The sequence below is a fragment of the Bradyrhizobium sp. SZCCHNR1015 genome, assembly GCF_032489875.1.
Taxonomy (GTDB): domain Bacteria; phylum Pseudomonadota; class Alphaproteobacteria; order Rhizobiales; family Xanthobacteraceae; genus Bradyrhizobium.
Map to the genome: position 1 here is coordinate 199,345 of NZ_JAUEYW010000009.1, position 25,714 is coordinate 225,058.

A 25,714-nucleotide genomic window follows, 5' to 3' on the forward strand; every position below is an offset into this window, starting at 1 on the left:
CGACCACTAAAAAAATGGAGTTGAGCGAGCATGGATGGTCGTGCGGCAAGTTGATCGTCGCACGGAGGTTCATGATCCAATAACAACGGTGTGCATGGTGGCAGCCAGAGGTTGTCCTGTGCGATCAGTCATCGAGGGAAGGATTCGACATGGCACGTGTGGCGTTGGTGACGGGGGGAACGCGCGGTATCGGAGCGGCGATCAGCAAGGCGCTGAAGGCGGCTGGGTACAAGGTCGCGGCGAATTACGGCGGCAACGATGCCGCTGCGGAGAAGTTCAAGAGCGAGACCGATATCCCCGTCTACAAATGGGACGTCAGCTCGTTCGAGGCCTGCGGTGAGGGCATCAAGAAGGTCGAAGCCGATCTCGGTCCCGTCGATGTCCTGATCAACAATGCCGGCATCACCCGTGACACCGCCTTCCACAAGATGACGCTCGAGCAATGGAGCGCGGTGATCAACACCAATCTCGGCTCGCTGTTCAACATGACCCGCCCGGTCATCGAGGGCATGCGCGCGCGCAAGTTCGGCCGCATCATCAACATCTCCTCGATCAACGGCCAGAAGGGCCAGTTCGGCCAGGTCAACTACTCCGCGGCGAAGGCCGGCGACATCGGCTTCACCAAGGCGCTCGCGCTGGAGACGGCCAAGGCCGGCATCACCGTCAACGTGATCTGCCCGGGCTACATCAACACCGAGATGGTGCAGGCGGTGCCGAAGGACGTGCTCGAGAAAGCCATCCTGCCGCTGATTCCGGTGGGGCGCCTCGGCGAGCCCGAGGAGATCGCGCGCGCTGTGGTGTTCCTCGCGGCCGACGAGGCAGGGGCCATCACCGGCTCGACGCTGTCGGTCAATGGCGGCCAGTACATGGTGTGATCTGCGCCGGCGGCGTTGCCTCCGGCCGCCGTCTGCGGCTAAGGAAAACGTGATGCCCGCGCTCGCCGCGGGCATTCACGTCTTGGACGCTCCCCGCACGGACGCAGGCGTGGGTGGCCGGCATGAGCCGGCCGTGACGGAGCCTGCCGCCTGATGTCCCAGCGCACTGCGACCCTGATCGGTCTGACCGCGATCCTGATGTGGTCGCTGCTCGCCTTGTTGACGGTCGCGACCGGCACGATTCCCGCCTTCCAACTGGCGGCAATGACCTTCGCGATCGGCGGTGCGGTCGGCCTGGCCAGTTTGATCCGCCGAGCGGCCGGGCTGGAGGTGCTGCGGCAGCCGGTGGCGGCGTGGGTCGTGGGCGTGGGCGGGCTGTTTGGCTACCACGCGCTTTATTTTCTGGCGCTGCGCTTCGCGCCACCGGCCGAGGCCGGGCTGCTGAACTATCTCTGGCCGCTGCTGATCGTGCTGTTCTCGGCCTTTCTGCCGGGCGAGCGGCTCGCGGTTCATCACGTGATCGGTGCCGGGATCGGTCTCGTCGGCACCGCGCTGCTGTTGCTCGGCAATGGTGCGAGCTTCGCTGCGAGCCAGTTGCCGGGGCTTGCGGCCGCCTTCGTCGCGGCGTTCGTGTGGGCGATCTATTCGGTGCTCTCGCGCCGTCTGAAGGCGGTGCCGACCGATGCCGTCGCCGGCTTCTGCCTGGCGACGTCCGCTCTCGCGGCTCTGGTCCATGTTGCGGTCGAGCGAACGGTCTGGCCTGACGGTCCGATGCAGTGGCTCGCTGTTGTCGGTCTCGGCATCGGTCCGGTCGGTGCTGCGTTCTATGCCTGGGACATCGGCATGAAGCGCGGCGACATTCGGGTGCTGGGTGCGGCGTCCTATGCGACGCCGCTGTTGTCGACGGCGTTCCTGATCGTTGCCGGCTACGCGCGGCCGAGCGCGACGATCGCCGTGGCGGCGCTGCTGATCGCCGGTGGCGGTCTGGTCGCGGCCAAGGACATGTTCCTTCTGCGCAAGCGCTGAGCGCTCGGGTGAAGGGCGAGGTGAGCGGAGTCAGGCCTCGCATGCGAACTTCGGCGGCCCAATCCGACGGTTATCCTTGATGCGCACTTAACCGTGCGCAAAACCAGCGCGCCGGCCGGTAGCTCACAACCGTCGATTACAGTTTGACGCGTTCTGCACCTAACCCGCCCTTTACCCGTCCTGAGCGATAGTCCCTGCGAAATGGTGCTGACAACGGGGCGGCAATGCCGGACGTGAGACGTTACATGGCCCGCGCGGCGGAGTTGTTTCGCGTTCCCGCCGACAATCCCGAGCTGACGCGTGCGCAGTTCCAAGCGTTCTCCAAGCAGGTGCCGCTGCTCTATTTCATTCTCATCACCAATAGTCTGGCGCTCGCCTACACGTTCCTGCCGGTGGCGCCGGCGTGGCTGACGATTTCAGTGCCGGCGCTGCTGTCGACGATTACCGGCGTTCGCATGCTGTGGTGGCTGCGGCAGGGCGAGTCCGCCAGCAGCGACGCCGAGGTGCTGCGCAACCTCCGTGTCACCAACCGGATTGCCGGTCCGATCGGAGCGCTGTTCGTCGTCTGGTCGTTCGCGTTGTTTCCCTATGGCGATCCGTTCGCCAAGGGGCAGGTCGCGTTCTACATGGCGGTCACGGTCATCGGCATCATCTTCTGCCTCATGCATCTGCGCTCCGCGGCGCTGATCGTGACCCTCGTGGTCATCGTCCCCTATGTCGTCTTCTTCATGTCCACGGGCGTTCACGCGCTGCGGGCGATCGCTGTCAATCAGCTGCTCGTGTCCGGCGCCATGGTCACGGTGCTGTTCATCTACTACCGCGATTTCGCTGCGCTGGTTGCCAGCCGCAAATCGCTGCTCGCGGAGCAGGCCGCGACGCAAGCGCTGTCGGATGAGAACTTCCGGCTCGCCAATCTGGATTCGCTGACCGATCTGCCCAATCGCCGTCGCTTCTTCTCGGAGCTCACGCAAGCCTTCGCCGAGGCCGAGCGGGACGGCACGCGGCTTGCCGTCGGCATCATCGATCTCGACGGCTTCAAGCCGATCAACGACACCTATGGGCATACGGTCGGCGACCGCGTGCTGATGGAGGCCGCGCGCCGCATCCGCGACGCCTGTGCCGGCCATGGCGGCCAGGTCCATCTCGCCCGGCTCGGCGGCGACGAGTTCGGACTGGTGGTCGCCGGCAATCCAACGGACGACGATCTGCTCAACCTCGGACGGCAGATCACCGACCTCATCAAGCTGCCTTATCAGTTCGACACGACTCATACGGGCCTGTCGTGCTCGACCGGCTTTGCGCTGTATCCGCGCTCGGCCATGGTTGCGGATGCGCTGTACGAATGCGCCGATTATGCGCTCTACCACGCCAAGCGTCGCGCCCGCGGCCAGGCCATCATCTTCTCGACCGAGCTCGAGGCGGAGATCCGCAGCCGCAGCGTGATCGAGCATCTGTTGCGCACGGCCGATTTCGACGCCGAGATGGATCTGGCGTTTCAGCCGATCATGGACGCCACGAACTCACGCACCACCGGCTTCGAGGTCCTGGCGCGCTGGCACAGTCCCAAGCTGGGCACGGTGTCGCCCGCGAGCTTCATCCCGGCCGCCGAGCGGATCGGCGTCATCCGCAGCCTGACGCGTTGTCTCCTGGTCAAGGCGCTCGCCGCGGCGCGGACCTGGCCGGACGACATTCGCGTGTCGTTCAATCTCTCCGCACACGACATCTGTTCTCCGGACGGCGTTCTGCCGCTGCTGGCGGTCATCCATGCCAGCGGTGTGCCGCCGCGCCGCATCGAGTTCGAGATCACCGAAACCGCCGTCACCTTCGATTTCGCTCGTGCCGAGCAGTCGATCGCGGCATTGAAGGCGATCGGTTGCGGCATCTCGCTGGACGATTTCGGCACCGGCTACTCGTCGCTCAGCCACGTTCACCGGCTGCCGCTCGACAAGCTCAAGGTCGACCGCAGTTTCGTGAGCGACGTCAATGCCAATCCGATCAGCCACAAGATCATCAAGTCGCTGACCGGCCTCTGCGCCGACATGGAAATTTCGTGCGTAGTCGAAGGTGTCGAGACCAAGGAGCAGCTCGACAGCCTGCGGCGTCTGGGCGCGGACTACATCCAGGGCTACTACTTCGCCAAGCCGATGCCGGCCGATGCGGTTTCCGGCTTCCTCGCCCAGGAGCGCGAGCGCTTCGCCGAGCCGGCCGCGAAGGTCGTCGGCGCGAGCGCCTGACTCAGACCTCCGGCTCCCAGCCGGGCGGCGCGAGTTCGAATCCTTCGAACATGAAGCCCGGCGCCACCGTGCAGCCGACGAGCGTCCAATCGCCGCTGCTCTCGGCGGCCTGCCAGGCATGGGCGGGCACCACCGCCTGCGGTTGCTGGCCGGCTGCGAGGTCGATGCCCAGCGTCGTCGTTTGCGGCGCCTGGCCTTCGGCGGCGATCCGCAAGGTCAGCGGTGCCCCGGCATAGAAGTGCCAGGTCTCGACTGCATCGACCCTGTGCCAATGCGAACGCTCGCCGCGCGCAAGCAGGAAATAGATCAGCGTCGATGCGGCGCGGCCGGAGGCGTCGACGGCCGGATCGCGAAACGTCTCGCGAAAATGTCCGCCCTCCGGATGCGGCTGCAGACCGAGACGCGCGATGATGTCGGCAGCCGAGAGCGTAGCCATCGTCCTCAGCCCTACGACTTGTTCTTGCGCTCGCGCAACTCGCCGAACACCTGCTCGGCGCTCGCGCCCTTCATGCGCAGCCGCAGCGCGACGGCCGGATCGTCGGCGCGCAGGAACACGTTGGTGTTCTTTTCGTCGCCGAGCAGCGACGGGATGGTCGGCCGGTTGGCGGCACGGAGCCGTCCCACCTCGTCGGCGCGGGCTTTCAGTGCCTCGTTGTCGCCGTCGACGGTGAGGGCGAATTTGACGTTCGATGCGGTGTATTCGTGGCCGCAATACAGCCTGAAATCGTCCGGCAGGGCGCGCAGCTTGAGCAGCGAGTCCCACATCATCGAATAGGTGCCCTCGAACACGCGGCCGCAGCCGACCGAGAACAGCGTGTCGGCCGCAAACAACGCCTTGTCGGCATCGAACACGTAGGAGACGTGGTCGAGCGTATGGCCTGGCGTTTCCAGCACGCGCGCGAGCAATTCGCCGATCTTCACGACATCGCCATGGGCGACTCGCAGATCGACGTTGGCGATCGCCGTCGTCTTGTCGTGCGGCGCGACGACCCGGCAGCCATATTTCTGCTTGAGCTCGGCGACGCCGCCGACGTGGTCGTGATGATGATGCGTGATCAGGATGTCGGTGAGCGTCCAGCCTTCGGCGTCCAACTGCCGGACGATCGGTCCGGCCTCGGGGGCGTCGATCGAGGCAGTCGCACCGGTCGCAGGGTCATGGATCAGATAGCCGAAATTGTCGGACAGGCAGGTGAAGGCGCGGATGTCGGCGGCCATGATGTCTCCGTCGGCGGGACCGGGCGAGGCACGATGGTCGCGCTCGCGATGCCAAGAGGTCGTGGAGGCGGAGCCCGGGCGCGGCGTTGCGGGCGGCCTCCGATGTGCCGGGCAGAGATATGGCGTTAACGCTGGAGGCGCAACGCAATATTGGGCGCGCGGCGGCGCGCGCCCGCATGATACATTGACGTCATGGACGTGATCGATCTGCGAAATTTCTATTCGGGTCGCCTCGGGATCGTCGCGCGGCTCCTGATCAACCGCGGTATCCGCGCGCGCTGGCCGAGCGCGGCCGGGCAGCGGGTGCTGGGCATCGGCTATCCCACGCCCTATCTCGGCTTGTTCCGCGAGGATTCCGAACGCTGCATCGCCTTCATGCCGGCGGCCCAGGGGGTGCTGAAATGGCCGACGGCACGGCCGACGCTGGCCTCGCTGGTGGACGAATTCTCGCTGCCGCTGCCTGATGCGGCGGTCGACCGCATCCTGATCGTGCATGCGCTGGAGATGTCGGACGATCCGGCCGGGCTGCTGCGCGAGATGTGGCGGGTGCTGGCGCCGGCGGGACGCATGATCATCGTGATCCCGAACCGGCGCGGCGTCTGGACGCGGACCGACAACACGCCGTTCGGCCATGGCCGGCCTTATTCGCGCTCGCAGATCACGCAGCTGCTGCGGCAGACCTGGTTCACGCCGACCGGCTGGGGCGAGGCGCTGTTCATGCCCCCGGTTGGCGGCTGGTTCCTGAAATCGGCGATGGCCTGGGAGCGCGTCGGCGCGGCGCTGTCGCTGCCGTTCGCCGGTGTCCACATCGTCGAGGCGACCAAGCAGGTCTACCGGGTGATCCCGGCGCGCCGCGAGCGCATCCGGCTGATCCCGCGGCTCGAACCGGTGCTGGCGCCGTCGCCGTCGGCCCCCGGATCCAGTGGCTCCGGTCGCCGCGAGGCCGGTCCGCCGTCGCGCGAGGGATGATCCCGGGCCGTTCTCCTGCGCGCCTCCCGCACAAAAAAACGGGTGGGCTCTGAGCCCACCCGTTTCGTCATGATGGAGCGTAATCGCTATTCGCCCGGATTGAGATCCTCGCTCGGCGCCGGTGCAGCAGCGGCCGCTTCAGTGCGCGGACCATGCGGACGCCGGCGGCGGCGCGGATAGCGCTCGGCAGCGCCCTCGAAGGCGGCCGGGGGATTGGCGATCTGCGGCTGCGGACCGGTGATGAAGGACGGCAGCCGATCGACGCCGCTGTCGGCGATGACGGGCTGGGGTTGCGGCTGCGGCTGGTACTGGACGGGCTGCGGACGCTCGCGGTGCTCGCGCGGCTCCCGCTCGCGATGCTCCCGCGGTTCACGGTGCTCCCGCGGCTCGCGATGCTCACGCGCTTCGCGATGCTCGCGTGGCTGCTGCTCGCGCTGATAGGGCTGGTTGTCGCCGCGCTCGCGCTGGCCGCCTTCGCGGTCGCGCATGAAGGGCTGGGGCTGAGGCTGCGGCTGGGCCGGAACGAAGCCGGGCTCTTGGCCGAAATGCGAGAAGCTCTCGCCGTCATCATCGAGGTCGTCGACGGTCAGGTCCTCGGTGTTGCGCGGCTGCTGCGGCTGGTTCTGGCGGAATTGCTCCTGCGCGGCGGCAATCAGGCGGAAATAGTGCTCGGCATGCTGGTAGTAATTTTCGGCGGCAACGGGGTCACCCGAGGAGCGGGCGTCGCGGGCAAGCTGGACATATTTCTCGGCGACATGAGAGGCTGTGCCGCGGATCTTGATGTCCGGCCCGTTGGACTCGAACACCCTGGTCAGCGGATTCTGGCCGCGCCGGTTATTATTGTTGTTACCGCTGTTCCGGTTGCGCATCCGCTTGTTGTTCTGACCGTTTCTCATGTCCTGCCTTTATTCCAACCCTGCGTTAGGAGCACCGATTGTCTGAGCACTGATTGTTATGCACTGATTGTTATCGGAATACCGAGAGCGTATTGAAATACCTTCGCCGGGCTCGGGCGCCTCGCGCGCGGTCCAAATGGTCCCATCCGACCCATGTCGGTTCCGACATGCCGGTTTGATCCATGCCGATGTGATCGACAGCCGATTCTCTCGACAAAAGCGCGTTCAAAACGCGTTCCCCACCCGCCAGTCCCTGGGACCGGCGAACCACGTCATTCAGCCAGCCAAGGCGACATGCGCCACGACCACCCAGTTTGCTTAGCGTAAGACCTCAAGTGCAAAGTCAGGCTTTCGTTCGCTTTGCAGTCGCGGGCTGCGCAGCCATCCGGCTCTCGCGCTCAGCAGATCTGCGTTCTGGAACCTATCGCCCGGCGTGGCTCTCTGGCATCTGACCGCGGCGGTGTTCCGTGAATACCGCTCGTCGTGGCCTGCACCGGTGCTGTGAATGGAACGTAGTCGCTCCCGGGGGATATTCCAAGAGCTTTTTCCGTATCCCCGGACCTTTACCGGAGCTTTTTTAGGCCCATGACGGTTCGGGGAATACCGGCCAGATCGGCCCGGATCGTGGAGGAATCGGCCGCCAGGCCAGCCCTCACCATCAATGCAGCGACGCCGTCACTCTGGCCAAGCCCGACCTCCACGATGACAGCGCCGCCCGGCCGAAGCAGGGCCGCTGCCTGCGGGATCAGCGCGCGGTAGGCGTCGAGCCCGTCCTTGCCTCCGTCCAGTGCGCGCAGCGGATCATGACTGCGCACCTCGACGTCGAGCTCGCTGATCTCGGACGACGGAATGTAGGGCGGGTTCGACACGATCAGGTCGAAGCCAGCGGACAGCGCTGCTGCATAGGAGCAGGCGACGAAGCCGGCGCGGTCGGCCAATCCGAGCGCGCGCGCATTGTCCCGCGCAGTGGCCAGCGCACCGACGCTGATGTCGGTGCCGACGCCATGGGCCCGTGGCAGCTCGGACAGCAATGCCAGCAGGATCGCGCCGGAGCCGGTGCCGAGATCGGCGATGCGCAAGGGGCGCGTCAGGGCGCCGCCGGTGGCGAGATGCTCGAGTGCCAGTTCGACCACGGTCTCGGTGTCCGGCCGCGGCACCAGCGTATCCGCCGAGAGCTGCAGCGGCAGGCCCCAGAACTCCTTGGCTCCGAGGAGGCGCGCCACCGGCTCGCCGACCAGCCGGCGTTGCACCAGCGCTTCCAGACGCTGCGCATCCGCGTGGGATAGCTGCCGTTGGCCATGCATTACGAGACCGGTGAGGTCGAGCTGAAGCGCATGGCCCAGTAGCAGCCGCGCATCGAGCTCCGGCGAATCGAGACCGGCGGCTGCAAAGCGGGCCGCAACCGCGCGCCGCGCCGAGTCGATGTTTGCGCCGGCGATGATCTCGGTCATCGCCCGCGCTCTCTCCACGGGTCATCCCCGCGAACGCGGGGATCCATACGCCGTGCCGTTGCGAGGCGGAAGGTCGGAGTTGCAGCCTTTGCCAGCCACGGATGCCTGTGGTGATGGGTCCCGGCGTTCGCCGGGACGACAGCTGATGTGCCGCAACACGGTCGCGCTTCGGTTGGCAGCGCGCAGGCGCCGCTCACGCCGCAGCGCCCTGCGCGGCAAGCTGTGCCGCCTGATGCTCCGTCGTCAGCGCGTCGATCAGTTCGCCCAGCGCTTCGCCCGCGATCACCTGCGGCAGCTTGTAGAGCGTCAGGTTGATGCGGTGGTCGGTGACGCGCCCCTGCGGGAAATTGTAGGTGCGGATGCGCTCCGAGCGGTCGCCGGAGCCGACCTTCTCCTTGCGCTCGGCCGAGCGCGCCGCGTCGACCTTCTGCTGCTCGGCGTCGTAGATGCGCGAGCGCAGGATGTTCATCGCCGAGGCGCGGTTCTTATGCTGCGAGCGGCTGTCCTGCATCATCACCACGATGCCGGTCGGAAGGTGGGTGATGCGGATCGCCGATTCGGTCTTGTTGACGTGCTGGCCGCCGGCGCCCTGCGCGCGCATGGTCTCGATGCGCAAATCGTCCTGCTTGATGTCGACGTCGACATCCTCGACCTCGGGCAGCACGGCGACCGTCGCCGCCGAGGTGTGGATGCGGCCCTGCGTCTCGGTATCCGGCACGCGCTGCACCCGGTGCACGCCGGATTCGAACTTCAGCTTGGCGAAGGCGCCGCGGCCCTGCACCTCGGCGATGATCTCCTTGTAGCCGCCGACGGTGCCTTCGGACGCCGAGATCACCTCGACCTTCCAGCCCTGCAGGGCGGCGAACCGTTCGTACATGCGGAACAGATCGCCGGCGAACAACGAGGCCTCGTCGCCGCCGGTGCCGGCGCGGATTTCGAGCACGACGTTGCGGTCGTCCATCGCATCCTTGGGCAGCAGCGCGACACGGATCTTCTGCTCGAGCTCGCCGCGGCGCGCGATCAGCTCGTCGCGCTCGGCCTCGGCCATCGCCCGCATCTCGGCATCGGTGGCGGGATCGGCGATCAGCGCCTCGGTGTCGGCGAGTTCTTTGACTCCTGCACGATAAGCCTTCACCGCGTCGATCAGCGGATTGAGCTCGGCGAGCTCGCGGGTGATCTGAACGTAGCGGTCGGAATTGACCTGGCCGAGCAGCTCCGCCTCGAGCGAGGCGTGATGCGCGAGCAGGACATCGAGTTTGGCTTCGGGAAGCGACGACATGTTGCAATCTGATCTGGGAGCAAACGATACGGACGGAAGGCGGCCGGCGCGACAGGCCGGCTACAGCGCGAGGCCTTCGCTCTCGGCGAACTCGGTCAGCTTCTGCCGCATCGAGAAGCTGCCGGCCGGCGCGGCCAGCCATTCGGCCATCTTCGTCGCCGCCTTGCCGGCGTCCAGTTCGAGGATCATCGCCTTCACAGGGCCGTGCGCGGTGGCCGACAACGACAGCGAGCGGTAGCCGAGCGCGATCAGCGCCAATGCGCCGATCGGCTTGGAGGCCATCTCGCCGCACAGTGACACCGACCGTTTCGCCGCCTTGGCCTTGTGCACGATCTGCTGCAACGCCCGCAGGATCGGCGTCGACAGCGTGTCGAAGCGCTCGGAGACCTTGGCGTTGCCGCGATCGACCGCGAACAGGAACTGGAACAGGTCGTTCGAGCCGACCGAGATGAAATCGACCTTCGAAAGCAGCTCGTCGAGCTGATACAGCAGCGCCGGGACCTCGAGCATGGTGCCGACGTCGACGCGCTCCGGCAGCGTATGGCCGTGCTGGCGCAGATAGGTCAGCTCGCGCTCGACGATCGCCTTGGCCGTGTCGAACTCGGCGACTTCCGAGATCATCGGGAACATGATGCGCAGCGAGCGGCCGCCGCCGGCGCGCAGCAGCGCCCGGATCTGGCCGCGCAGCAGGCCCGGACGGTCGAGGCCGAGGCGGATCGCGCGCCAGCCGAGCGCCGGATTCTCCTCGATCACGGTCTCCATGTAGGGCAGAGCCTTGTCGCCGCCGATGTCGAGCGTGCGGAACGTGACCGGCTTGTGGCCGGCGGCGTCGAGCACCGTGCGATACAGCGCCAGCTGGTCGCTGGAGCGCGGCAGGCTGGCGGACACCATGAACTGCAACTCGGTGCGGAACAGGCCGATGCCGGCGCTGCCGGTGTCCTCGATATGCGGCAGGTCGATGACCAGGCCGGCATTGATCATCAGCTCGACCGGCTGGCCGTCCTTGGTCACGCAGGGCTTGTTGCGCAGCTCGCCATATTGCGCCTGGCGGCGGGCGCGGAAGCGCACCCGTTCGGCATAGGCGGATTCGATCTCGGAGGACGGCCGAACGTAGATCGAGCCCGACGTGCCATCGACGATGATGGCGTCGCCGGGATCGGCGATGCCCGGCGCGTTCGGCACCTCGCCGACGGCGGGAATGCCGAGCGCACGCGCCACGATCGCGACATGCGAGTTGGCGGTGCCTTCCTCGAGCACGAGGCCGCGCAGCCGTTTGCGGTCGTAGTCGAGCAGCGCCGCCGGACCCATCGCGCGCGCGATCAGGATGGCGTTGTCGGGCAGGTGCTCGCGCCGCGGCGCGTGATCCTGGCCGACGAGCTGGCGCAGCAGCCGGTAGCCGAGATCCTCGAGATCGTGCAGGCGCTCGCGCAGATACGGATCGGTCGAGCGCAGCATGCGGGCGCGGGTGTCGGACTGCACGCGCTCGACGGCGGCTTCGGCCGTGAGGCCGGTCGCCACCGCCTCGTGCAGCTTGTGCGACCAGCCCTGATCGTTGGCGAACATGCGATAGGCTTCGAGCACCTCGCGGTGCTCGCCGCCATCGGCGACGTCACCGCGCTCCAGCATGCGGTCGAGGTCGGCGCGCAGCTTGAGCAGCGCGGCGTCGAGCCGCTTGATCTCCTTGGGCAGGTCCTCGGCGATGTAGTTGTTGATGACGACGCGCGGCTCGTGCAGCACGACATGGCCGAGCGCGATGCCATCGGAGAGCACCGTACCGGTCTTGTGGATCGAGTGCCGCGCCGCCGGCTCGGCGCCGGGCTGGGCGAGCGCTGCGAGCTCGCCGGAGGCGATCATCTCGGCGAGCACCATCGCGGTGGTCTGCAGCGCCTCGACCTCTTCCTCGACATAGGTGCGCTTGGCGCGGTTCTGCACCACCAGCACGCCGAGCGTGTTGCCGGCGCGCAGGATCGGCACGCCGAGGAAGGAGTGGTAGATCTCCTCGCCGGTCTCCGGGCGATACGAGAAGGCGGGGTGGCTCTGCGCGTCGTTCAGGTTGAGCGGCGTGGCCTCGCTGGCGACGAGGCCGACAAGGCCCTCATGCGCGCTCAGCACGGTCATGTGCACGGCGTCGCGGTTCAGACCTTCGGTAGCGTAGAGCTCGAGCGTGTTGTCGACGCGCAGCACATAGACCGAGCAGACCTCAGCGACCATGTTGGCCGCGATCAGCACCACGATCTTGTCGAGCCGCTCCTGTGCCGAGACCTGCTCCGCCATGGTCTCGCGAAGCCGTCTGAGCAGGACGCGGGGGCCTCCCGACGCGCTTCGCATGTGGCACAATCCCCCTTCCTGGGGCCAGCCCGGCACGCGGCCGGATCTGGCGCTAAACTCGCGGCATCGAACAGCTTTCTCGATTCGGCACTATCGCACGCTCAGAGTGCCGGCCCGAACCAGAACAACCATCACTGGAGCACAGTTTGCGGCTGCCATCCTGCGATGGCGTATAGCGAATTAGGGCTTGTTTTGCCAAGCAAAACGCCTGCCACCGCGGGCGGCGTCAACGGCTTTCGAACGATCTCCGGCCCGTCCCGCTGTCACATAACGGGACAGGTGTGGTCGCGGAGGAGGATTTTCTAGGCCTGGTCCAGTCCGTAGAGCGTATGCAGCGTGCGGACGGCGAGCTCGGTGTAGGCGGCGTCGATCAGCACCGAGAACTTGATCTCGGAGGTCGTGATCGCGCGGATGTTGATGTTGCGGGCGGCGAGGGCGGCAAATCCCTTGGCGGCGACGCCGGCATGGCTGCGCATGCCCGAGCCGATCACCGAGACCTTGGCAACGTCGGTCGCGGTATCCAGGCGCTGATAGCCGATCTTGTCCTTGGCCGCCGTGATGGTCTCGCGCGCGCGATTGTAATCGGTGGCCGGCACCGTGAAGGTGAGATCGGTTGTCTTGCCGTCTTCGGAGACGTTCTGGACGATCATGTCGACGTTGATGTTGGCATCCGCCAGTGGTCCGAAGATCGAGGCGGCAACACCCGGCTTGTCCTCGATCTGGCGCACCGAGATCTGGGCCTCGTCCTTGGAGAAGGCGATGCCGGTCACGACGTGATTTTCCATGATTTGTTCCTCGCTGCAGATCAGCGTCCCCGGCGGCTGGTTGGCGTGCGGGTCGATATCCTCGGGCTTGTCGAATGAGGAGCGGACAAAGATCGGCATGTTGTGGACCATGCCCAGTTCCACCGAGCGGACCTGCAGCACCTTGGCGCCCTGGGACGCCAGCTCCAGCATGTCCTCGAAGGCGATCTTGTCGAGCCGCTTGGCCTTCGGCACCACCCGGGGATCGGTGGTATAGACGCCGTCGACGTCGGTATAGATGTCGCAGCGGTCGGCCTTGATGGCGGCCGCGATCGCCACCGCCGAGGTGTCCGAGCCGCCGCGGCCGAGCGTGGTGATTCGCCCGGTTTCGGCGTTGATGCCCTGGAAGCCGGCGATGACCGCGACCTCCTTGCGGTCGCGAAAGCGCTGGATCAGCTCGGAGCCGTCGATATCGACGATTCGCGCCGAGGCATGGGCATCGCTGGTCTTGATCGGGATCTGCCAGCCCTGCCACGAGCGGGCCTGGATGCCCATGCCCTGCAGCACGATCGCCAGCAGGCCGGACGTGACCTGCTCGCCCGAGGCCACGACGGCGTCGTATTCGCGCGCATCGTGCATCGGCGACGCCTCGGTGCACCAGGCGACCAGTTCGTTGGTCTTGCCCGACATCGCCGAGACGACCACGGCGACCTCATGACCGGCATCGACCTCGCGCTTGACGTGGCGCGCGACGTTGCGGATGCGGTCGATGTTGGCGACGGAGGTGCCGCCGAATTTCAGCACGAGGCGACCCATGACGACGCGCTCATTCCCATCAGGAGGATAAGTTGACCGACTGAGCGCGAAACCGGAGGCGCGCCAGCCGAAACGCGCGTATACATAGCGCCGCGGCTGGGGGCAAGACGGTTCCTTGTGGTGACAGGGTCAGGTTAAGGGTCAGGTTAGAGGCTTGGAATGGCGCGTTACATCGACGAAATCCTGCAACCCGGCGAGAAGGTGCTGTATTCGACCAATGCGCACTGGATGTTCTACCTTCCGGCGATCGGGGCCTGGATCGTCGTGTTCGGATTGCTCGTCCTCACCCGCATGACCGTGAACGACAATCTGGTCATGCTGTGCCTGGCCACCGCCGCCGTCATCGCCATTGTTGCGCTGTATTGGACGGTCCGGGCCTGGTTCCATCGTCTCACCACCGAGACGGACGTCACCAATCGCCGCGTCGTGCACAAAACCGGTTTCATCAAGCGCCGTACCTTCGAGATGGCCCTCGACAAGGTCGAGAGCGTCGACGTCAACCAGACCATCATGGGACGGGTTCTCAATTACGGCGATGTCACCATCTTGGGTGTGGGCGAGGGCAAGGAAACCATTTCGACCATCGCGGAGCCGCTGGCGTTCCGGAACGCCATCACGGCGCGTTAGCCCGGTACGGCGCCGCAGCTTCGATCATTGAGTATTCAGCGATGACAATGCCTCAGGATTCCCGCAGCCCTTCTGTCCCCTCCGGCTCGACCGTCGATCCGGCCGAGATCGCGAAGTTCTCGAAACTGTCCGAGACCTGGTGGGACCCGAAGGGCAAGATGGCGCCCCTGCACAAGATCAACCCGCTGCGCCTGACCTATATCCGCGATGCCGCCTGCCGGAAATTCGAGCGCAACGCCAAGAGCCTGAATTGCCTGTCGGGGCTGCGCATGCTCGACATCGGCTGTGGCGCGGGATTGCTGTGCGAGCCGTTCACGCGGCTGGGCGCGCAGGTCGTCGGCGTCGACCCCTCGGCCAGCAACATTGCCGCTGCCAGGCTGCATGCCGAGAAGGGTCATCTGTCGATCGACTACCGCTGCACCACCATCGAGGAGATGGACCCGCGCGAGCGCTTCGACATCGTGCTGGCGATGGAGGTCGTCGAGCACGTCACCGACGTCAGTGCCTTCCTCGGCCGCTGTGCCGCGGTGCTGAAGCCGGGCGGCATGATGGTGGTCTCGACCCTGAACCGCAACTGGAAGAGCTTTGCGCTCGCCATCGTCGGCGCCGAATACGTGCTGCGCTGGCTGCCGCGCGGCACGCACGAGTGGAGCAAGTTCGTCACGCCGGACGAACTGACCAAATACCTGCTCGACAACCGCCTGGTCATCACCGAGCAGAGCGGTGTCGTCTACAGCCCCTTCGCCGACCGCTGGAGCCTGTCGACCGACATGGACGTGAACTACATGGTGGTCGCCGAGCAGATGGTCTAGCCGGCGCGGTGTGCCCGGCTGCCGCTCCACAACCGGTGTCGATGGGGTGCGATCCCGCGCCACATCCGGCAATTGCCGGCGTCGGCCGCGCTCACGCTGTCCGATCCGCCAGCCCCACCGCCCACAGGGCGAACGCATAGACGATCGCGACCTCATCCAGCCGGTTGAAGCGCCCGGAGGCGCCGCCGTGGCCGGCGCCCATGTTGGTGCGCAGGAGGACCGGACCGCCCCCCGTCATCGTCGCGCGCAGCCGCGCGATCCATTTCGCCGGCTCCCAATAGGTGACGCGCGGGTCCGTCAGGCCGGCCATGGCCAGGATCGCCGGATAGTCCTTGGCCGCGACGTTGTCATACGGCGAGTAGGACAGGATGGTGCGGAAATCCGTCTCGCTCTCGATCGGGTTGCCCCATTCGGGCCATTCCGGCGGCGTCAGCGGCAGGGTGTCGTCGAGCATCGTGTTGAGCACGTCGACGAACGGGACCTCGGCGACGATGCCGGCGAACAGCTCGCCTGCGCGGTTGGCGACCGCGCCCATCAGCATGCCGCCGGCGCTGCCGCCATGGCCGACGATGCGCTTCGCGCTGGTGTAGTTCGCCGCGATCAGCGCCCGGGCGCTAGCCGCGAAATCGTCAAAGCTGTTGGTCTTCTTCTCGCGCTTGCCGTCGAGGTACCAGCCCCAGCCCTTGTCGGTGCCGCCGCGGATATGGGCGATGGCGTAGACGAAGCCGCGGTCGACCAGCGACAGCCGGTTGGTGCTGAAAGACGCCGGCATCGCATGCCCATAGGACCCGTAGCCATAGAGCAGCAGCGGCGCCGAGCCGTCGGCCTTGAAGTCGCGCCGGTGCAGCAGCGACACCGGCACCTCGGCGCCATCATCGGCCTTCGCCATGATGCGCGTGGTGACGTAGTCGGCGGGATTGTGCCCGGACGGAATCTCCTGGCGCTTGCGCAAGGTTTTCGCGCGCGTCACCATGTCGTAGTCCCACACCTCCGACGGCGTCGTCATCGACGAATAGGCAAAGCGCAGGTTGGTCGTATCGAACTCGTAGGAGCCCATCGCGTCGAGCGAATAGGCGCCCTCGTCGAAGGCGATCGCGTGCTCCTCGCCGGATGTCAGGTCGCGGATCACGATCGACGGCAGCGCGTTGGCGCGCTCCAGTCGCACGAGATGGCCCGCATAGAGATCGTGGTCGAGCACGTAGATGCCGGCGCGGTGCGGAATGAGGTCGCGCCAGTTGGCGCGCTCGGGCGTAGACAGCGGCGCGGTGACGATCTTGAAGTCGATCGCGCCATCGGCATTGGTCAGGATGAACAGCTCGTCGCCGCGGTCGGCGATCGAATATTGCACGCCGTTCTCGCGGGCGGCGACGAGCCGCGGCGGCGCCTCGGGATGGTCGAGATCGATCAGCCGCTGCTCGGAGGTCTCGTGGTCGCCGCCGGCGATGACGCAGAACCGGCCCGAGGTCGACTCGTGCACATGGGTGAACCAGCCGGTGTCCTTCTCCTCGTACACCAGCACGTCATCGGCCTGCCTGGTGCCGAGCTTATGCCGCCACACCTGCATCGGGCGGTGATTGTCGTCGAGCTTGACGTAGAAGAAGCTCGTGCAGTCGCGCGACCACACCGCGCCGCCGTCGGTCTCCTCGACGACGTCGGCGAGATCATCGCCGCCATCCCAGTCGCGCACGCGGATGGTGAAATATTCCGAGCCCTTGGTGTCGGCGCTCCAGGCGACGCGCTTGTGGTCGTGCGAATGCCGGCTGCCGCCGAACTTGAAATACTCATGCCCGCGCGCCAGCGCGTCGCCGTCGAGCCCGATGGTCTCCGCTCCGCCGTTGCGCGGCGTCCGGCAGAACAATTCGTGCTGGCCGCCCTCGCGGTACTTGCGGAAATAAGCGTAGGGCCCGTCCGGCGACGGCACCGAGGAATCGTCCTCCTTGATGCGGCCGCGCATCTCCGCGACGAGCTTCTTCTGCAGCGGTGAGGTGTGGCCGAGCACGGATTCCGCATAGGCGTTCTCGGCTTCGAGATAGGCGCGGATATCAGCATCCAGCAGCGACGGATCGTGCAGCACCTCCTGCCAGCGCGCGTCTTTCAGCCATGCATAGTCGTCCTGCACGGTGATGCCGTGGCGGGTGAAGCTGTGCTGATGGCGCGGCGCCACCGGCGCTGTTTTGCTGCTGTCTGTCATCTCGTCCTTTACGGGGTCACGCTCTCGCCGAGCCATTGGATCGCGGCGTCGAGGCCGCCGCGGCCGTGCGGGATCTTCAACGCCACCAGCGCCATTTCGATCACGCCGAGCGTGCCCAGCACCATCGGCGCGTTGACATGGCCCATATGGGCGATGCGGAACGCCTGGCCCTGCAGATCGCCGATCCCGGTGCCGAGCACGACGCCGCACTGCTCCTTGCAGTAGGTCTGCAGCACCGCCGGATCATGGCCGCCGCCGACCAGCACCGTGGTCACGGTGTTGGAGCGCTCGGCGGCGTCTGCGATATTGAAGCCGATCACCTGGCCCTCGCTCCACTTCGCCACCGCGCGTCGCACGGCCTCGGCGAGCAGCTCATGGCGGCGGAAGGCGTGCGGCAGCCCTTCGTCGAACAGCATGTCCATGGCCTGGCGCAGCGCGAACAAGAGATGCACCGGCGCGGTGCCGCCATATTTGCGATAGTGCTCGGTGCCCTCGCGCTCGCTCCAGTCCCAATAGGGCGTGCGCATGTTGGCGCGCTTGTGCGCCTCGAGCGCGCGGGCGTTCGCGGCGACGAAGCCGAGACCGGGCGGCGTCATCAGGCCCTTCTGCGAGCCGGACATCGCGACGTCGATGCCCCATTCATCCATCTCGAACGGCATGCAGCCGAGCGAAGCGACGGTGTCGACCATGTAGAGCGCCGGATGGCCTGCGGCCTTGATGGCGCGGCCGATCGCCTCGACGTCATTGACGACGCCCGACGCCGTATCGATCTGCGCCACCACGATCGCCTTGATGGAGTGCTCCTTGTCGGCGCGCAGCCGCGCCTCGACCTCGGCCGGCCGCACCGCGCGGCGCCAGTCGCCACGGAGCACTTCGACGTCGGCGCCCATCGCGCGTGCCGCATTGCCCCAGCCGATCGCGAAGCGGCCGCTCTCCAGCACCAGCACCTTGTCGCCGCGCGCCAGCACGTTGGAGAGCACGGCCTCCCAGGCGCCGTGACCGTTGGCGATGTAGATGTAGGTCTTGCCCTTGGTCGCGAACAGCCGGCCGAGGTCGGACATGATGCCGTCGGTCAGCTCGACCATCTGCTTGGAGTAGATGTCGAGCGCGGGGCGGTGCATCGCCTGCAGCACCTCGTCGGGCATCGTGGTGGGTCCCGGGATGGCCAGAAACTCCCGGCCCGCGCGAACGGTCATTGTCAGTGTCCTCGGCGATGTGGTTTGGCGGTTGAGGGTGGTGATGGGCTCTCGCACACGGCCGGCCCAGCGCCGTTTTACGTGGCGGCGCCGCATAAGAAAAGCCGGAGAACCCGGGGGGCTGGCATGCCCCGGCGGGCCGGCGCGGCGGGGCTCAGCGCCGGGTCTCGCGGCAGCCGGCGGCCTCGGCCTCCTCGACCGAGCAGAACCAGCGCGTGCCCTTCGACACGTGCATCTTGATCTGCGCGTACCAGCGGCTCTTCTGCGTGTGATAGATGCATTCGCCGGCGCCGTTGACATTGCCCTTGATGGTGCAGTCCGGCGAGGGCGCGACCGGGCCCGAAGCCGAGGCGAGCAGGATCTTGCGCGCGCCCTCCGGCGGCTTGGTGGCGCCGAGGATCGCAGTCTTCTTGTTGCGTACGCGCCAGTCCCATGGCGCGATGAACGCGCCCTGCCACATGCCGGCCTTGGCGGCTCGCGCCTCCGCCTCGTCCGGCTCGTAGTCATGCGAGAGGGTGCGATAGGCCAGCGCCCAGCCGCTGCGCACCAGCCATTTCTGGATGTCCTCGCCGTCGACGTCGCAGCGCGCCACCTGGCGGCCGCGGCGATCGATCGACCTGATATGACAGGTCCAGCTCTTGCCGTCCGCGTGCTTGATCAGTTCGTCACGCGCGGCCACGCCGCAGGTCCAGCGCTCGCCGTTCTTGTTGAGGCAGAGCTGATCCACGGAGGGCGCGTCGATGCCGCCGAGCCGGATGCGGGTGGCCCCGATCGTGATCCCGTCGGCCTCACGGATCTTGGGAATCCCGGTGATGTCGGCCGCGGACGCGACGGAGGGCAGCAGCAGGAGGAGCACGAGCAGGGCTGGTTTCATCGACATCAACGGGCGCGGGTCGTCCTTGGGGATGGGCAATAGCAGCGATAGTGCGGCGGATCGCCCGCCAGTTCCAGCGCCGCGATTGCCTGAGTCGCTCAACTTCGCGCGATGGCGGCCGAAAGTAGGAGCCGAGCTATGGCCAAGGCGTCGCTCTGCTTCCCTCCCCGCAAGGGGGAGGGGAGCACACCGCCCTTGCCGCCGAGATCGCGCTCGATCAGTTCACCGCCACCCGCCGGGCCAGCGCCAGGCCCATCAGCACAAACGCGGATGTCACCTCGGGGCCGCCGACCAGGATGCGGGTCGGGGTCTTCATCTTGTTCCACTCATAGGCGCGGTACGGATGCCGCCGGCCGCCCTCGCCGAACGACGTCACGATGCAATGCACCGCGGGCGCGAAGCTCGCTGCAGCGCCGCCGAGATGGCCGAGCGCGATCAGCGCCAGCGCCGCGTCGAACGGGTTCATCTCGCGGCCGATCAGCTCGTCCTCGACATAGGCCAGCACGCGCAGGCGGATGAGCTCGAACGCGCCGTCGGGGTCGATCGCCTGCCGCGCCGCCGGTGGCAGCGCCATGAAGGCGTGGTAGCAGCGGCCGAAATAGGCGCAGTACAGCTCCGGCAAATAATAGATGTGCGAGCGCGGATCGGCGAAGGCGCCGCTCAGCACCAGCCGCTGCTGGAAGCCGACGATCCGCCTGACGACGTCGAGCCTGCCTTGCGTCTCCAGGACCTGCCAGCGCTTGAGATTGCGGAACGAGACCTCGAGCACGTCGAGATTCAGCGTCGGATCGAGATCGTTGCCGTAGGGCCGCTCGCCGGCCAGGCTGTCGATCCAGGTGGCGACGCCGCCTTCGTAGTCGACGTTGTCGTTGATCGGCACCGTCACGCGCGGCTCGTTGCCGCCGGCGCGCACCTGGTAGCCGGCATAGAAGTCCAGCAGCGGCTGGCTCAGCATCGGATCGTCCGATCCGGCCTGCGTCGCCGCCGAGAACGAGCATGCCGTGGTGTCGCAATCCGGCACGTAGACGCCGAAGCCGAGGTCCTGCTTGATCTGGGTGAAGAAGCGCGAGAACCGCGGATGCGGATGCGGCGCCAGCGCGGTGACGACGTCGTAGCTCTTGCCGTCGGCGCCGCGCACCTGCTCGCGGCTGATGGTCAGGCAGAACTCGACCATCGCCGCGATGGCGCCGCGCGCCGCGCTCGTCTGCTCCGATGAGGCGAGGCCGGTCTCCAGATAGCTCAGCAGCGCCTCGGTGAAGAACGCGTCGTAATACGCCGAGCGGTGGCGGATCTGCACCGGCTCCCACATCGGTTCGGCGATGCCGCGCCACGGCGGATTGATCACCGCGGCCGCCGGCGAGCGCGCGATGAAGACGCGGGCGAGGTTGAACAGCAGGGTCGAGTTCTTGTAGCCGCGCGCGTCGAGCCCCTGCAGCGCCATCTGGACCTCGGAGCCCTTCATGTCGGGATCGCCGATCAGGTTGAAGGCGGCATAGGTCGGGATGAAGCCATTGCGGCTGAACGAGCCGAGCAGGTCGGCACCGCAGGCCCGGATCACCCGGTCGATCTCGCCGGCCGGCGGCATGGCCGCCGCCGCAGTCCGGCGCGGCGGGGCAGGGTGGTGCAAGGCGATGCTGTCGACCAGATCGGCGACCGGGCGGCCGACCTGCTCCCAGTCCGGCGTCGGATTGTCGCGGGCGAGAACCAGCGCGTCGCGCAGCGCATTGAGGCGAGCGGGATCGTTCAGCTCGGGCAGGCCGGCACGGCGCAGCAATGCGCGCAGCGCCGGGTTCCCCAGCGCGGTCCGGTAGAATTTCGACAGATGCGGGTCGCCGCTGCCGGGCCGGCGCAGGATGGGGTCGCAGACCTCGTACAGCGAGGGCCCATCCTTCCGGGCCGTCAGTGCGCGACAGGCCGCGCCGGCGAAATACTGGAAACTCAAGCGAGGACTCGCGGGTTGTCGGAGGCGGGACGAACGGCATGCGCTGCTCGAAACGCCCCACAAACGGCGCGCCGTGCGCATGCATGGGGCAAACTGACACGCTCGACCGCCAAAGACAACGTGACGGCGGTCACGGCGCGGCAGGCGGATTTGGCGGCAATGTGGCCTCCCGGCGGTCCGCCCAGGGCCGTTTGGAGATCGCCGCCATGGTTAAATTTGCGTTTCTCTTCAAGTACTTGAAAAGTCAATGGTGTTCCGATGTTGCCCTGGGTGCTCGTTCGGGTTAATCCTTTCTTCGTTGCGGCGCCGCAATTTGCGCGCATTGGGACGACACATCGTCTCGCAACCCCTCAAACCTCAGAGGCGCCAGCGCGACCAAAGGGTGCACCCCTTTGGCATCGACGGGCAGGCTCGGACCAGGATTGACGTGATGACCGCAAGGCAGCCTTCTCTTTCCCGCCGATCGGCCGTGATCGCCGCCGCGCTTCTCTGCACGGTGTCGCTCGCGATCGGCGCGCATGCTGCCCTCAACAAGCGTTCGCTCGAGGCGCCCAAGGCGGCCGCCTCCGAGCAGAGCAGCGTGGCGACCGGCAACGGCGCGCGCCTCGCGCTCGTCATCGGCAATGGTCACTATCCCGATGCGAATGCGCCGCTCGTCCAGCCGATCAACGATGCCCGCGCGCTGACCGGCGCGCTGCGCCGCGACGGCTTCGATGTCGATGTCGTCGAGGATGCCAACAAGGACGACATGACCCGCGCGGTCGAGCGCCTCAAGGCCAGGATCAAGCCCGACTCGGTCGTGATGCTGTTCTTCGGCGGCTACGCCATCCAGGCGGGACGCGAGAGCTACATGATCCCGGTCGACGCCAAGATCTGGCGGGAATCCGACGTGCGCCGCGAGGGCACCAGCATCGAGCGTCTGCTCGATACGGTCCGCGAGCAGGGCGCGCGCGCCAAGCTGGTGGTGATCGACGCCTCCCGCCGCAATCCCTATGAACGCCGCTTCCGCGCCTATTCGCACGGCCTCGCGCCGATCAACGCACCGGCCAATGCGCTGATCCTGTCGTCGGCGACGCCGGGCAAGGTGCTGGACGATCCGAAGGGCCAGAACAGCGTGCTGGTCGGCGAGCTGCTCAACCAGCTCGGCAAGAGCCCGAGCGCCGAGACCGTGTTCAACAAGACCCGCAACGCCATCGCGCGTAGCTCCGACGGCGAGCAGGTGCCGATGGTGTCGTCCTCCCTGGTCGAGGACATCCGCTTCAGCGCCGACGTCGCCAACGCCGGCAGCTGAGGCCTGGGGTTTCCATCTCTCGTTCAACGCGTCTGACGCTCAGAGCGCCTGAGCGTTTGCCCCCCTCTCACCAAGCTGACGGTCAGCTCCCCTCCCCCCTTGCGGGGAGGGGTTGGGGGTGGGGGTCCACGGGCGCCGCGCGTCGTTGGCTTGAGCCTTTGCTGCAAACATCCTGCTTTGGCGGATGCGGGAGCGATCCCTCCCGCATGGCGCTGCCTTGGATCGCTGAAAACCTCCCAGGAGCTGGCTCGCAAATCACGTCGAGCGCGACTCGGAGAACCCCCACCCCCGACCCCTCCCCGCCAGGGGGAGGGGAGCCGACCGCCACTGGCGCGACCTCCCCATTTCATCCGTTCCGCAGGACTCGGCCGCCGCCCTCAATTGCTCGCCATCACCGGCCGCACCGGGTCGCCCTCGCGCAGCAGCGCGCCGGCGCGGGTGACGACGACGTCGCCCTCGGCGAGGCCGTCGCGGATCTCGACCTGGCCGCCGGCCATCAGGCCGATTTCGACCCGCTTGGTCTCGATGCGCTGGGCGCGCACCACCTGCACCACGGTGCCGTCCGGATCGTACAGCACGGCGGTCAGCGGCACCGCGACGCCGCAGCTCTGGCCGATCTTGATCACGGCGCGCCCGAACGAATTCACCAGCAGCCGCGCCGTGCCGTTGATGCCGATGAAGGCCTGGCCGAGCTGGCTGTTCGGCTCGACGGTCGGCGCCACCCTTCGGATCTTGCCCTCGACCTCGCCGGCCCCGACGATGCGGATCCGCGCGGTCTGGTTGACCGCGAGCTTGCCGAGCTGCGCTGATGGCACCAGGCCGACGAGATCATATTCGTTGCGGGCGAGAATGGAGAACAGCGCCTCGCCGCGGCCGGAAGCGAAGGCGCCGATGGTGGCGCTCGACGACAGGATTGTGCCCGCGACCGGCGCCTGGATCATGATCGTGCCGCCCTCCGGCGGCGTCAGCCGCGCCAGGTTCTGCCCGGCCGTGACGCTGTCGCCGGCATCGACCAGCACCTCCGCGACCTTCAGTCCGGGACGGTCGGGCCTGACGGCGGTCTCGTTGCGCGCCAGCACCATGCCGGACACCTCGACCGTGTTGTCGAAGCAGGCCTTGGTCGCCTTGAGCACGCTGACCGCGGCGCCCTTCGGTGCGCTGTCGTCGGCTGCCAGCACCGGCTGGATCAGGGCCAGCACGCCGGCCGCGGCCAATAGCGGCATCCGGCGCATCGTGGCAATTGCGGCATGTCGCATGCGAAACCGATCCTCGCGAACTCACGTCAATTGAACGGCTGAAGTCGGGATAGCAGACGTGCAGCCGCCGGGCCAGCCGACCCGCGTCCCTGGTAGTCGCGCCAGCATGCTGCGACGTTCAGCGGAGGACCCCCGAACTTTCTCGGCAGGGTCCACGTTGACGCTGCCGAATGTCGGCCATCTCTATTTGGGACTCACGATCATGCTTCGGCTCTGGATACCACTTCTGCTCTGCGCCGCCCTCGTCACGCCGGCGGTCTCCGCCGAGCTCACCGCCGACGCCGTCAACGGCGCGGAGCTGCGCAAGCGGCCGCCGGCCGAGGAGAAGATGGACCCGGTGGCGATCCGCGCCCAGGTGCTGCTCGATCGCGCGCGTATCTCGCCCGGCGAGATCGACGGCCGCTTCGGCGACAATGCGCGCACGGCGCTCGCCGCGTTCGCGCGCGCCAAGGGGCTTGCCGGGGATGCGAAGCTGACGCCCGAGCTGTGGGACGCGCTGCTGCGCGGCGACCAGGCGCCGGCGATCGTCTCCTACACCATCACCCGCGACGATGTGAAAGGGCCGTTCCTGAAGAAGCTGCCGCAGCACATGGAGGACATGAAGGACCTGCCGGCGCTCGGCTACACCTCGCCGCGCGAGGCGCTGGCCGAGAAATTCCACATGAGCGAACAGCTGCTGTCGGCGCTCAATCCGAAGGCCAGCTTCGACAAGGAGGGCGAGCAGATCGCCGTCGCCAACGTGATCCGGCCGGACGACAAGGCGCCGGAGATCATGCGGCTCGACATCAGCAAGGACGCCGGCACGGTGCAGGCATTCGACAAGGACGGCAGGCTGGTGGCGGTGTTTCCGGCCACCGTCGGCAGCGAGGAGAAACCGACGCCCGACGGCACCTTCAAGGTCACCTCGCGCGATGCCGATCCCAACTACCGCTACAATCCGGACTACGAGTTCAAGGGCGTCAAGTCGCGCAAGCCGTTCACCATCAAGCCCGGCCCGAACAATCCGGTCGGCGCCTATTGGATCGGCCTGTCGGTCGGCAACGGCTACGGCATCCACGGCACCGCCGAGCCGTCCAAGGTCGGCAAATCGGAATCGCACGGCTGCGTCCGCCTGACCAATTGGGACGTGCGCTTCCTCGGCGACCACCTGTCGAAGAAGGCGAAGGTGGAGCTGCATTGAGCGGGCACCGTTGCCTGGCGAAGCTACGCCATCATCCCGGCCGAACGACGTGACCCGGCTCGATCCACACCCACCGCCGTCATCCCGGCGAACGCCGGGACCCATAACCCCAGGGAGCGGTTTGAGGCAGGCCGGTCATTGACAGTTCGCCCATCGCGACCGCCGCCGCGTATGAGTCTCGGGTCGGCATCGCAACCACGCGATCGCGCGTCGCTACTTGCTCGGGACGGCGAGTGGCGGAGTACAGCAGCATCGCTGCAACGACCAATTCACCGCGTATGGTGGGCAAAGCGCGCAGCCATCGTGCGTGTCGCGAGGACGTGCCAGCGCCTTTGCCCACCCTACCGGCCGCATCGTCTTTCCTGCGCGCCGCGGCGAATTTAACGAGCAATGCCAAGCCGATCGGGCTTGTCCAGATATTCCGATAAAAAGAATTCCCTTGCGCCGTCGGGCAAATCAGGTGGAAATTTCCGCCCGTCCCGCCTCATTGAAGAGGGGCGCTCGCGAACGTCA

The 25,714-nt window shown here is 66.9% G+C and carries 20 protein-coding genes; 8 read left to right on the forward strand and 12 right to left on the reverse strand.

Features of this window, described 5'->3' with window-relative positions:
• The first annotated feature begins 149 nt into the window (after positions 1-149).
• The 3 genes from QX128_RS17170 (at position 150) to QX128_RS17180 (ending at position 4,135) form a co-directional block, all read left to right on the forward strand.
• Positions 150-875, forward strand: coding sequence for a beta-ketoacyl-ACP reductase (locus tag QX128_RS17170; RefSeq protein ID WP_315801745.1), 726 nt, complete (start codon positions 150-152; stop codon positions 873-875).
• Positions 876-1,028: 153 nt separating this feature from the next.
• Positions 1,029-1,901, forward strand: a complete 873-nt coding sequence (locus QX128_RS17175; RefSeq protein WP_316238025.1) for a DMT family transporter — start codon at positions 1,029-1,031, stop codon at positions 1,899-1,901.
• Positions 1,902-2,125: 224 nt separating this feature from the next.
• Positions 2,126-4,135 (forward strand): putative bifunctional diguanylate cyclase/phosphodiesterase, encoded by a 2,010-nt coding sequence (locus tag QX128_RS17180; protein ID WP_316215285.1) that lies wholly within the window; start codon positions 2,126-2,128, stop codon positions 4,133-4,135.
• A 1-nt stretch (position 4,136) separates the two neighbouring features.
• Here QX128_RS17180 and QX128_RS17185 read toward each other — a convergent pair whose 3' ends face one another.
• Entirely contained in the window at positions 4,137-4,571 is a 435-nt protein-coding gene (locus QX128_RS17185) for a cupin domain-containing protein (protein ID WP_315801742.1), read from the reverse strand.
• Positions 4,572-4,582: 11 nt separating this feature from the next.
• Positions 4,583-5,350, reverse strand: a complete 768-nt coding sequence (gene gloB / locus QX128_RS17190; RefSeq protein WP_315801741.1) for a hydroxyacylglutathione hydrolase — start codon at positions 5,348-5,350, stop codon at positions 4,583-4,585.
• A gap of 192 nt (positions 5,351-5,542) precedes the next feature.
• On the opposite strand from gloB, the gene QX128_RS17195 reads away from it, so the two are divergent.
• Positions 5,543-6,319 (forward strand): class I SAM-dependent methyltransferase, encoded by a 777-nt coding sequence (locus QX128_RS17195; RefSeq protein WP_315801740.1) that lies wholly within the window; start codon positions 5,543-5,545, stop codon positions 6,317-6,319.
• Between the two features lie 86 nt (positions 6,320-6,405).
• Here QX128_RS17195 and QX128_RS17200 read toward each other — a convergent pair whose 3' ends face one another.
• The 5 genes from QX128_RS17200 to QX128_RS17220 all read right to left on the reverse strand — a co-directional run bounded on the left by QX128_RS17200 (position 6,406) and on the right by QX128_RS17220 (position 13,832).
• Entirely contained in the window at positions 6,406-7,215 is an 810-nt protein-coding gene (locus QX128_RS17200; RefSeq protein WP_316238026.1) for a DUF4167 domain-containing protein, read from the reverse strand.
• 563 nt (positions 7,216-7,778) lie between these two features.
• Positions 7,779-8,666: a peptide chain release factor N(5)-glutamine methyltransferase gene (prmC, locus tag QX128_RS17205; protein WP_316238027.1), complete on the reverse strand. Its 888-nt coding sequence runs from the start codon at positions 8,664-8,666 to the stop codon at positions 7,779-7,781.
• A 193-nt stretch (positions 8,667-8,859) separates the two neighbouring features.
• Positions 8,860-9,945: a peptide chain release factor 1 gene (gene prfA, locus QX128_RS17210; protein WP_316238028.1), complete on the reverse strand. Its 1,086-nt coding sequence runs from the start codon at positions 9,943-9,945 to the stop codon at positions 8,860-8,862.
• 60 nt (positions 9,946-10,005) lie between these two features.
• Positions 10,006-12,273 (reverse strand): phosphoenolpyruvate--protein phosphotransferase, encoded by a 2,268-nt coding sequence (gene ptsP, locus QX128_RS17215; protein WP_315715187.1) that lies wholly within the window; start codon positions 12,271-12,273, stop codon positions 10,006-10,008.
• A 302-nt stretch (positions 12,274-12,575) separates the two neighbouring features.
• Positions 12,576-13,832: an aspartate kinase gene (locus tag QX128_RS17220; protein WP_315801736.1), complete on the reverse strand. Its 1,257-nt coding sequence runs from the start codon at positions 13,830-13,832 to the stop codon at positions 12,576-12,578.
• A 159-nt stretch (positions 13,833-13,991) separates the two neighbouring features.
• Between QX128_RS17220 and QX128_RS17225 the strand changes: the two genes are divergently transcribed.
• Both QX128_RS17225 and ubiG read left to right on the forward strand, forming a co-directional pair.
• Complete coding sequence (locus QX128_RS17225; RefSeq protein ID WP_315801735.1) at positions 13,992-14,459, forward strand: PH domain-containing protein; 468 nt, start codon at positions 13,992-13,994, stop codon at positions 14,457-14,459.
• A 47-nt stretch (positions 14,460-14,506) separates the two neighbouring features.
• Entirely contained in the window at positions 14,507-15,271 is a 765-nt protein-coding gene (ubiG, locus tag QX128_RS17230) for a bifunctional 2-polyprenyl-6-hydroxyphenol methylase/3-demethylubiquinol 3-O-methyltransferase UbiG (RefSeq protein ID WP_409997904.1), read from the forward strand.
• A 91-nt stretch (positions 15,272-15,362) separates the two neighbouring features.
• Here ubiG and QX128_RS17235 read toward each other — a convergent pair whose 3' ends face one another.
• From QX128_RS17235 to QX128_RS17250, 4 genes are all read right to left on the reverse strand, one after another.
• Entirely contained in the window at positions 15,363-17,462 is a 2,100-nt protein-coding gene (locus tag QX128_RS17235; RefSeq protein ID WP_316238029.1) for a S9 family peptidase, read from the reverse strand.
• Between the two features lie 8 nt (positions 17,463-17,470).
• Positions 17,471-18,658 carry a pyridoxal-phosphate-dependent aminotransferase family protein gene (locus QX128_RS17240; protein WP_315801732.1) on the reverse strand — a complete coding sequence of 396 codons (1,188 nt, stop codon included), beginning with the start codon at positions 18,656-18,658 and terminating at the stop codon, positions 17,471-17,473.
• 154 nt (positions 18,659-18,812) lie between these two features.
• Positions 18,813-19,538, reverse strand: coding sequence for a thermonuclease family protein (locus QX128_RS17245; protein WP_316215279.1), 726 nt, complete (start codon positions 19,536-19,538; stop codon positions 18,813-18,815).
• A 211-nt stretch (positions 19,539-19,749) separates the two neighbouring features.
• Positions 19,750-21,474 (reverse strand): hypothetical protein, encoded by a 1,725-nt coding sequence (locus tag QX128_RS17250; protein ID WP_316238030.1) that lies wholly within the window; start codon positions 21,472-21,474, stop codon positions 19,750-19,752.
• A 430-nt stretch (positions 21,475-21,904) separates the two neighbouring features.
• Between QX128_RS17250 and QX128_RS17255 the strand changes: the two genes are divergently transcribed.
• Positions 21,905-22,765 carry a caspase family protein gene (locus tag QX128_RS17255; protein WP_316179233.1) on the forward strand — a complete coding sequence of 287 codons (861 nt, stop codon included), beginning with the start codon at positions 21,905-21,907 and terminating at the stop codon, positions 22,763-22,765.
• A gap of 377 nt (positions 22,766-23,142) precedes the next feature.
• Here QX128_RS17255 and QX128_RS17260 read toward each other — a convergent pair whose 3' ends face one another.
• Positions 23,143-24,021 (reverse strand): efflux RND transporter periplasmic adaptor subunit, encoded by an 879-nt coding sequence (locus tag QX128_RS17260; RefSeq protein WP_409997898.1) that lies wholly within the window; start codon positions 24,019-24,021, stop codon positions 23,143-23,145.
• A 202-nt stretch (positions 24,022-24,223) separates the two neighbouring features.
• On the opposite strand from QX128_RS17260, the gene QX128_RS17265 reads away from it, so the two are divergent.
• Positions 24,224-25,201: a L,D-transpeptidase gene (locus tag QX128_RS17265; RefSeq protein WP_315801782.1), complete on the forward strand. Its 978-nt coding sequence runs from the start codon at positions 24,224-24,226 to the stop codon at positions 25,199-25,201.
• Positions 25,202-25,714 lie beyond the last annotated feature (513 nt).